The 8138-nt window shown below is 75.0% G+C and carries 10 protein-coding genes; 5 read left to right on the forward strand and 5 right to left on the reverse strand.

Going from position 1 to position 8138, the window contains the following annotated elements; translation table 11 throughout:
• Window positions 1-167 precede the first annotated feature (167 nt).
• The 4 genes from ACZ56B_RS32300 to ACZ56B_RS32315 are packed head-to-tail and all read right to left on the reverse strand — an operon-like array spanning window position 168 to window position 3359.
• Window positions 168-1028, reverse strand: coding sequence for a sulfite exporter TauE/SafE family protein (locus ACZ56B_RS32300; RefSeq protein ID WP_468798488.1), 861 nt, complete (start codon window positions 1026-1028; stop codon window positions 168-170).
• A gap of 5 nt (window positions 1029-1033) precedes the next feature.
• Entirely contained in the window at window positions 1034-1615 is a 582-nt protein-coding gene (locus ACZ56B_RS32305; protein ID WP_468798491.1) for a rhodanese-like domain-containing protein, read from the reverse strand.
• Window positions 1612-3015 carry an MBL fold metallo-hydrolase gene (locus tag ACZ56B_RS32310; protein WP_468798494.1) on the reverse strand — a complete coding sequence of 468 codons (1404 nt, stop codon included), beginning with the start codon at window positions 3013-3015 and terminating at the stop codon, window positions 1612-1614. The genes ACZ56B_RS32305 and ACZ56B_RS32310 overlap by 4 nt, the downstream gene beginning before the upstream one ends.
• Complete coding sequence (locus ACZ56B_RS32315; protein WP_468798497.1) at window positions 3015-3359, reverse strand: rhodanese-like domain-containing protein; 345 nt, start codon at window positions 3357-3359, stop codon at window positions 3015-3017. The genes ACZ56B_RS32310 and ACZ56B_RS32315 overlap by 1 nt, the downstream gene beginning before the upstream one ends.
• A gap of 505 nt (window positions 3360-3864) precedes the next feature.
• On the opposite strand from ACZ56B_RS32315, the gene ACZ56B_RS32320 reads away from it, so the two are divergent.
• The 5 genes from ACZ56B_RS32320 to ACZ56B_RS32340 all read left to right on the forward strand — a co-directional run bounded on the left by ACZ56B_RS32320 (window position 3865) and on the right by ACZ56B_RS32340 (window position 7278).
• Window positions 3865-4323: a hypothetical protein gene (locus ACZ56B_RS32320; protein WP_468798500.1), complete on the forward strand. Its 459-nt coding sequence runs from the start codon at window positions 3865-3867 to the stop codon at window positions 4321-4323.
• A gap of 53 nt (window positions 4324-4376) precedes the next feature.
• A complete protein-coding gene (locus ACZ56B_RS32325; protein ID WP_468798503.1) occupies window positions 4377-4901 on the forward strand; it encodes a hypothetical protein in 525 nt (174 codons plus the stop codon).
• Window positions 4902-4961: 60 nt separating this feature from the next.
• A complete protein-coding gene (locus ACZ56B_RS32330) occupies window positions 4962-5747 on the forward strand; it encodes a DsbA family protein (RefSeq protein WP_468798506.1) in 786 nt (261 codons plus the stop codon).
• Window positions 5740-6627: a cytochrome c biogenesis CcdA family protein gene (locus ACZ56B_RS32335; protein WP_468798509.1), complete on the forward strand. Its 888-nt coding sequence runs from the start codon at window positions 5740-5742 to the stop codon at window positions 6625-6627. Before ACZ56B_RS32330 ends, ACZ56B_RS32335 begins: the two co-directional genes overlap by 8 nt.
• Before the next feature lie 447 nt (window positions 6628-7074).
• Window positions 7075-7278: a cold-shock protein gene (locus ACZ56B_RS32340; RefSeq protein ID WP_437064304.1), complete on the forward strand. Its 204-nt coding sequence runs from the start codon at window positions 7075-7077 to the stop codon at window positions 7276-7278.
• A gap of 409 nt (window positions 7279-7687) precedes the next feature.
• Here ACZ56B_RS32340 and ACZ56B_RS32345 read toward each other — a convergent pair whose 3' ends face one another.
• A complete protein-coding gene (locus tag ACZ56B_RS32345; protein WP_468798512.1) occupies window positions 7688-7975 on the reverse strand; it encodes an STAS domain-containing protein in 288 nt (95 codons plus the stop codon).
• Window positions 7976-8138: the final 163 nt, after the last annotated feature.

Raw genomic sequence — 8138 nt, forward strand, 5'->3', positions numbered from 1 at the left:
CAGCACAACCATCACCACCTCAGGCGTTCGCGCACCCCCCTCCCCCCCCCCCCCCCCCCCCCCCCCCCCCCCCCCGCCCCCCGCCCCCCCCCCCCCCCCCCCCCCCCCCCCCCCACCCCCCCCCCCCCCCCCCCCCGGGGGCGCCGGGGCAGCGGGGGCGGCGAACCCTAGGTCCGGTGCACGGCGCGTCGCAGCGGACAGCGGGCGACGAAGCCGTAGCAGACGCCCGCACCGGCGCCCAGCGCGGCGATCGCCGCCAGCAGCGGGACCGTCGTGTGGGCAGGGGCCTGCTGGACCAGGACGAAGGTGCCCATGGCCAGCACGAACCAGGCGAAGAGCCGGGAGAGGACGTGCGCGGGGACGCGCCCGGCCAGCCGGGCCCCGACCAGGCTGCCGGCGACCGCGAACCCGGTGACGGCCAGGGTCGGGGTCCAGTCGATCCGGACGCTCGACAGGTAGCCGGCGAAGCCCGCGGCGGACTTCATCGCGATGACCAGCAGGGAGGTGCCGATGGCCGCCGGCATGGGCAGGCCGCCCAGCAATGCCAGGGCGGGGACGACCAGGAAGCCGCCGCCCGCGCCGACCAGGCCGGTGGCCAGGCCGACGGCCGCGCCGTCCAGCAGGACCCGCCCCACCGGGAGCTGCCGGTGGGCCCGGCCGGGGTCGACTCCTCGGCGGCCCCGGAGCATGGCGGCGGCGGTGACGATCATCATGACCGCGAAGGCGATCAGCAGGACGACGTCGGGAATGTGGCCGCCGACGAGTCCGCCGGTGTAGGCGCCGGCCATGCCGGCCGCTCCGAACAGGACGCCGGTGCGCCAGCGGACCCGTCCGCCGCGGGCGTGGTTGATCATGCCCACGGCGGAGGTGACGCCGACGACGAACAAGGAGGTGGCGATGGCCTCCTTGGCGTCCATGCCCGCGACGTAGACCAGCAGCGGCACGGTCAGGATCGACCCGCCTCCCCCGAGCAGGCCGAGAAAGACGCCGACCAGCAGCGCGAGGACCAGGACGAGCGTCAGCGTCATGCCGGTCACCTGCCGTCGGCGAGCCGGGCGACGGCCTTGCGCGGGTCGAAGGACGGTGTGCGGTTCCACGGCATCCTCGACAGCAGCACGCCCATGGCGCAGGTGTTGCTGAGGGCGGCGAAGGCCAGTCCGCCGCCGACGAACGCGGACAGCGCCTGCAGGCCGGGGACGGCGAAGCTGCCGAGGGCGCCGACCAGGACCAGGGAGCCGGCGACCAGGCGGACCTGGCGCTCCATGTCCCAGCGCTCCCGGCCGTAGTCGGTCGGGGCGCCGGACTTCTCCCAGGCGGTCATGCCGCCCGCCAGGACCGCCAGGCCGGGGAGCCCGGCCTCGGCGAGGGCGCGTTCGGCCTGGCCGGCGCGCTGGCCGGAGCGGCACACCAGCACCACGTCGGTGTCCAGGTGCTTCGTCAGTTCCTCGCGGTGCTCGCGCAGGGTGTCCAGCGGGACGTTGTAGGAGCCGGGGATGTGCGCGCCCTCGAACTCGGCGGGGGAGCGGACGTCGAGCAGCCGGGGCGGATTGGCCGAGTCGAGCCTGGCGCGCAGTTCGTCGGTGGTCAGGCCGCGGGGGGTGGTGGAGGTGGTCACGCGTGGGACTCCTGTCGGTTGTCGGAGGTTGCGGGGGTTTCGGAGGGGAGGGCGCACAGGCCCAGGCCGCGGGCGTTGTCGAAGCTGTCGTCGACGGCGACGACGTCGCGGCCGCGGGCGTGGAGCAGCGCGGCGACGACCCCGGCGCGGTAGCCGCCGGCGCAGTGCACCCAGACGCGGCCCGCGGGGATCTCCTCGAGGCGCCCCGGCACCTCGTGGACGGGGATGTGCACCGTGCCGGGGATGTGCGCCTCGGCGCGCTCCTGGTCGCGGCGCACGTCCAGGACGACGAAGTCGTCGTCGCCGGCCAGGGCGGCCTTGAGGCCGGCGAAGGTGGCGCGCTCGTAGGCGGCCAGGGGCTCGCCGCCGGCCCAGTCCTCGGGGCCGCCGGTGGCCATGGCGGCCGGGCGGTCGATGCCGATGCGGACCAGCTCGCGCTGGGCCTCGGCCACGTCCGCGGCACTCTCGCCGAGCAGGGTGAGCGGGGTGCCCCACGGGATCAGCCAGCCCAGGTAGGTGACGAACTGGCCGTCCAGGCCGAAGTTGAGGCTGCCCGCCAGGTGCCCGGCGGCGAAGGCGGTGCGGTCGCGCAGGTCCACCACCCACTCGCCGGCCTCGATCCTGCGCCGCAGCTCGGCCGGGTCCGCCACGGACGGCGCGGACAGGTCCGGCTTGCCGGGGCCGTCGGAGTTGGCCGGGCCCATGTGGGCGTAGTAGGCCGGGTAGGCGTCCAGGCCCGCCAGGAGCTGTTCGACGTAGGCCTCCTCGTCGGCGGTCAGCGCGGTGTTGGTCCGCTTCTCCTGGCCGATGGTGCTGGCCAGGCCGGTGGCCTGGGTCGCGGAGCAGAACGAGCCGAACCCGTGGGTGGGGTAGACGGCCGTCTCGTCCGGCAGTTCCTCGGCCAGCCGGTGCGCCGAGCGCCACTGGGCCCGCACCAGGGTGTCGGTGTGGTCAGGGCCCAGCAGGTCCGGCCGTCCCGTGGTGCCGTACAGCAGGGAGCCGCCGGTGAACACCGCGACCTGCTCCCCGTCGGCCTCCAGCGCGTAGGACAGGTGGGTGTGGGTGTGACCCGGGGTGTGGATCGCCCGCACCCGCAGGGTGTCGCCGACCTCGATCACCTGGTCGTCGCGGACCGGGGTCCGCTCGTAGGAGACCTCGTCGTCGGCGTTCACCAGGTACTGCGCGCCCACCTCGCGGGCCAGGGCCAGGCCGCCGGTGACGTAGTCGTTGTGGATGTGCGTCTCGAACACGTGGGTGATCCGCACGCCGGCGGCGTCGGCCAGCGCGGTGACGCGGTCGTAGTCGCGCTGGGGATCGACCACCAGGGCCACGGAACCGTCGTGGGCGAGGTAGGTGCGGTCCCCCAGGCCGGGGGTCTCGACGGGCAGAACGGTGATCATCACTTCTCCTCGAGGACGGTGGGCGTGCCGGGCACGTCGCCGGTGACCGTGGGGCGGCCGGCGTCGCGCCAGGCGGCGGTGCCGCCGCTGACGCTGAAGGCGTCGTAGCCCAGGTCGCGGAGCAGGGAGGTCGCCCGTGCGCTGCGGCCGCCGCTCTGGCAGATCACGTGGACCGGCCGGTCCCTGGGCAGTTCGGCGAGGGTCAGGGGGAGGTTGGGAAGCGGTGCCGAGCGGGCGCCGGGGACGTGACCTGCGCGGTACTCGCCACCGTTGCGGACGTCGACGACGAGGGCGCCTGCCGCGTGCGCCTCGGCGAACCGCTGCTGGTCGATCTCGGGAACCATGCGGGGAACTCCTGCTCACTTGCCTTCACTGATACCCGGGGGGGTATGTCTGAGCTCAACCGTAACAGGATCCGCTTTATGCCCCCCGGGGTATCTCGGAGTGACGCGTCTCACGTGCCGGGTCTCCGTCCCCGCCAGGGGGCGGGAGTGCGGCAGGTCACCCCGCTGCTCCGGGAAGAAGCCGCCGGGTAGTACCGTCGGCCCGTCTCTTCCGCCCGGCCGGACCCGGGTGGCGCCGGCTTGCGGCGCGGTTCGGCCCGGGGAGGTCCCGGCGTCCCCGCCGTCGGTCCTGCGGCCTCGTCGCGAGGTCGAGGCGATCGCGGCCGAGGCGCGGCTCGGCATCCGCCGGGCGCCGCCCCGGAGCGCCGCCGCTCCCGGCGCGAGCGGAGCCCGCGACGGCCCGAGCGCGGCGCGAACGACGCCTCCACGACCCACGGGTGCATACCCCCGCCGGTATGGCCTATCGTGGCTCCCGCACGCGGTATCGCCTCACGGAGCCCTCACGATGACAGCGCCCTTCTCGCACCACAGAGCGGGTTCCGTGCTGCGCTGCGTTCTGGTGCTGGTCGCCCTGGTGGTCTCGTCCCTGTGCGCGGCCGGGCAGTCCGCGGCGGAATCCGTCCGCGCGGAACCGGCCTTTGCCGCAGCCGGCGCACGGCCCGCGGCAGAGCCCTCCGTGAGCAGGGCCGCTGCGGAACAGGGCAGCACCGATGCCCGGGAAGGCGCTGCCCTCCACGAGGCGGCCGGCCCCTCGTCGTCGGACACCGGGCACTGCGGCAAGCAGGTCACTTCCGACACCGCCTCCGCCCGCGACGGCTCCCGCCCGTCCGCGCCGCTGCCGACGCCGGAACGCGAGGAGCGCCGGACACCGGCCGCGCCGGCGGGCCCGGGCCCCGCATCCGCGGGGCCGGGGGCCGCGCCCCCCGTACCCGACCCGGTACGGCTCTCCGTCCTGAGGATCTAGACCGGCCCGCGCGCCGTGTCCCTTCACCTCCTCAGCGAAACGGAGTCCCTCCCATGACCTCCTCCCGGTCCTTGCGCCGGGCGGGAGCGACGCTGGCCGCGTGGCAGTCCCCGCAGTGGGTCGCCGCCACGGCCGGCGCCGCACTGACCACGGTGCTGGTGGGCGTGCCCACCGCGGTGGTGCCCTCGCCCCTGTTCTCCCGTTCCGTCCCCGTCCAGTGGTGGAACTACCCCGTGCTCGCCGCCACCGCGGTGCTCGCCGGCCTCGTTCTGGCCACCTTCCTCAGGCCGCCGCACGGCACCGGTCCCACCGGCCCGGGCGCGCCGGAGGATCACAGCGGTCCGTCCGCGAGGACCGTCGGACGGCTCGGTTCGGCCGGTGGTCTGCTGTCGCTGCTGGCGGTGGGCTGCCCCGTCTGCAACAAGCTCGTCCTGGTTCTTCTGGGCACCTCCGGTGCGCTCACCTACTGGGCCCCGCTGCAGCCGCTGGTGGCCGTCGTCTCCCTCGTCCTGCTGGCCGAGGCGGCACTGCGCAGGCTCTCCACGGCCGACGCGTGCCCCGTGCCGGCCCGCCGCTGAGCCTTTCACCGCTCCGCGCACACGTCTCCTCATCCTTACCTCACCCTTCGGAGCACCCTCATGCCCGGAAAATCCGCACCCTCCGCGTCCTCGCGAGCCGGCCGGCTCCGCTCCGGCCGCACCCGGCGCGCCCTCGCCGTGATCGTGCTGGTCGCCGCCGTCGTGACCGCCGTCCTCACGCTCACCCTCGGCCGCGACACCACCGGGGGCGGCACGGCCGCCCCCGCCACGGTGTCGACCCCCGAGGCACGGGAGCCGGCCAACCCGGAACTGCTCGCCCTGGCCCGCCGGGACGCCGCCGATCCGCTCGCCCTCGGCAGTCCGGACGCGCCCGTCGTGCTGATCGAGTACTCCGACTTCCAGTGCCCCTTCTGCGGCCGGTTCGCCCGCGAGACCAAGCCGGACCTGATCCGCGACTACGTCGACAAGGGCGTCCTGCGCCTCGAGTGGCGCAACTTCCCCGTCTTCGGCGCCGAGTCGGACCAGGCCGCGCGAGCCGGCTGGGCGGCCGGACGGCAGAACCGCTTCTGGCAGTTCCACGACGTGGCCTATGCCGAGCCGCGCCGGCGCAACGCGGGCGACTTCAGCGAGGACAACCTCATCGCCATGGCCCGGAAGGCCGGTGTCCAGGACCTCGCGCGGTTCGAGAAGGACATGGCCTCCGACGCCGCCCACCAGGCGGTCACCCGGGACGGCGAGGAGGGCTACGGCCTCGGGGTCACCAGTACCCCCGCGTTCCTGATCAACGGCCGGCCGGTGCTCGGCGCCCAGCCCACGGACGTCTTCACCGACATCATCGACGAGGCCGCCGAGCAGGCACGGCAGCGGGAAGACGGCGATGAGTGACCCCGGCGTGCTGGTCGCCTTCCTCGGCGGCCTGCTGGCCCTCCTCAGCCCCTGCTCGGCCCTGCTGTTGCCGGCCTTCTTCGCGTACTCCTTCACCAGTCGCACCCGGCTCCTGGGACGCACGGCACTGTTCTACGCGGGACTCTGCCTCACCCTGGTGCCGCTCGGGGTGGCCGGCTCCTTCGCCGGGCGGCTCTTCTACGGCCACCGGGACACTCTGGTCACGGCCGGCGGCTGGCTGGTCATCGCGCTCGGTGCGGCCCAGGTACTGGGCCGGGGATTCGGCTCGCGCCGCCTGCAGCAGGCGGCCGGCAGGCGCCGCTCGGGATCCGCGGCCTCCGTGCTGGCGCTGGGCTCGGTCTACGGCCTGGCGGGCTTCTGCGCAGGGCCGATCCTCGGTGCCGTCCTGACCGTCGCGGCCATGGGCGGCAACCCCTGGCGGGGCGGTGCGCTGCTGGCCGTCTACGCCCTCGGCATGGCGGTGCCGATGTTCGTCCTGGCCGCCCTGTGGGACCGCTACGACCTCGGGCGCCGACGGTGGCTGCGCGGCCGGGTGATCCACCTCGGGAAAGTACCGCTGCACACCACCTCCCTGGCCGGTGGGGTGATGTTCATCCTGCTCGGCGTCCTCTTCCTGGCCTTCGACGGCACCTCCGCGCTGCCGTCCCTGATGGGAGTGGACGCCGAATTCGCCTGGGAGGAACGGCTGTCCCGGTGGGCCGGCGCGGTCCCCGACCGCACCCTGCTGCTCGGCCTGGCCGCGGCCGCGGCCGCCGCGGCCCTCGCCGTCCTGCTGCGTACCGGGCCCGGACGGAAGGAAGAACGACACCTGTCCTCGGCGCACCCTCACGTGAACGGTGCTGCGGAAGAGGACCGCTGACCCCCTACGTGTCCTGCCAGGACCCGTCCGGGCCTCCCAGGACCCCGGGCTCGCAGACGGCCACGAGGCCGGAGCCCGGCCCGGTCCTGGCAGGGCGGGTGCGGGCGTGAGGACCGGCGGTGCCCTCTCCCGGTGAGGCAGCGAGGGCCGGAAGGCCGAGATGACGCGCACGTCCACGGCCGGGTCCGGGGCCCGCCGCCCCGCACGCCCTCAGCCCACCGGACCACCTGTGTCCCGGCCCGGATGGGGGAGGGCCGAGTACCGGTCCGTGGCTGTGGCTCTCTGGTGCGGTCCGGTCTCCGCGTGTAACGTCGCTGCCGGATGTCGTGGTTCGCCGTACCGCCCGCGCCTTTCGCGCGGGCGTTCTGCTGTGCAGTGCCGGACCGGGGCGATCACCTCCAGGGGCCGCGCGGTGCGGTTCCCTCACAGCGACCGAGAGGTACCAGCATGGCCAGCGGAACCGTCAAGTGGTTCAACTCCGAGAAGGGCTTCGGCTTCATCGCCCAGGACGGCGGCGGACCGGACGTCTTCGCCCACTACTCCAACATCTCCGGCAGCGGCTACCGCGAGCTGGTCGAGGGCGAGCCGGTCACCTTCGACGTCACCCAGGGCCAGAAGGGCCCCCAGGCGGAGAACATCGTCCGCGGCTGACCACCGCCGGCCTGCGGCCGCCACCTCCGCCGGCTCCGGGCGGTGCGGACGCCGCCGGTCCCACCGGGCACGGCGGCGCGCGGGGCGAGCGCCGGCCCGCCCCGCCCGGGCTCGGGCCCGCCCCGCCCCGCCCGGGGGCGGGCCCGAGCCTCCTGCCGCGTCCGGCCGGGGCCGTCAGGGAGGTGCTCCGTCGGCGTTCTGCCGGTGGCCGGGGCGTGGGCGCAGGGGGGACGCCCGGCGATCATCGCGCCCTGCCGGGCGGCCCCCTTCCTCTGCCGTTCACAGGCGCAGGACGGCGGAGGCCTTGCCGAGGATCGCCGTGTTCCCGCCGTGATCGGTTCGTGGGCGGGGTGTGGGGCGTCGTCAGCCACACCCGGCCGTCTTTCACGGCGCATCCGCAGGGTGCGCATCACGGGGTCGGTGGGTGTGCGGCCAGGCGCAGCCAGCCGCCGACCCGGGTGAGGGCGTGGTGGGCGGCGACGAGGATGTCGACGCCGCTGGAGTCCATGGAGGTCACCTGCCGCAGATCGACCACGACACGGGGCCGGGCGGTGTCGGGGACGCTCAGCGCCTGCCGGAGCTGAGCGCCGGTGTGGTGGTCGATCTCTCCGGCCGGGGTCAGCACGTGGATGCCGTCGGCCGTGGTGGCCACGACCGACGGCCCGCCGACCTGTTCGGCTCGCTCGGTGTCCGTCATTCGTCCCTCGACCGTTCGGTGATACTGGCACACCAGCCCTTCACGCGGTGCGTGCCCCGCAGGCACCAGGTGACGCCCGCGTGCGGCGGGGGGGGGGGGGGGGGGGGGTGGGGGGGGGGGGGGGGGGGGGAGGGAGAAGTAAAGGGGGGGGCGGGGGGAGAGA

This window comes from Streptomyces sp. NPDC034670 (assembly GCF_055574875.1).

Bases quoted from the DNA above. Each gene is read 5' to 3' on its own strand.
- ACZ56B_RS32335 (WP_468798509.1), top strand. From the start codon at position 5,740: ATGAGTGACCCCGGCGTGCTGGTCGCCTTCCTCGGCGGCCTGCTGGCC.
- ACZ56B_RS32340 (WP_437064304.1), top strand. From the start codon at position 7,075: ATGGCCAGCGGAACCGTCAAGTGGTTCAACTCCGAGAAGGGCTTCGGC.
- ACZ56B_RS32320 (WP_468798500.1), top strand. From the start codon at position 3,865: ATGACAGCGCCCTTCTCGCACCACAGAGCGGGTTCCGTGCTGCGCTGC.
- ACZ56B_RS32345 (WP_468798512.1), bottom strand. From the start codon at position 7,975: ATGACGGACACCGAGCGAGCCGAACAGGTCGGCGGGCCGTCGGTCGTG.
- ACZ56B_RS32325 (WP_468798503.1), top strand. From the start codon at position 4,377: ATGACCTCCTCCCGGTCCTTGCGCCGGGCGGGAGCGACGCTGGCCGCG.
- ACZ56B_RS32330 (WP_468798506.1), top strand. From the start codon at position 4,962: ATGCCCGGAAAATCCGCACCCTCCGCGTCCTCGCGAGCCGGCCGGCTC.
- ACZ56B_RS32310 (WP_468798494.1), bottom strand. From the start codon at position 3,015: ATGATCACCGTTCTGCCCGTCGAGACCCCCGGCCTGGGGGACCGCACC.
- ACZ56B_RS32300 (WP_468798488.1), bottom strand. From the start codon at position 1,028: ATGACGCTGACGCTCGTCCTGGTCCTCGCGCTGCTGGTCGGCGTCTTT.
- ACZ56B_RS32315 (WP_468798497.1), bottom strand. From the start codon at position 3,359: ATGGTTCCCGAGATCGACCAGCAGCGGTTCGCCGAGGCGCACGCGGCA.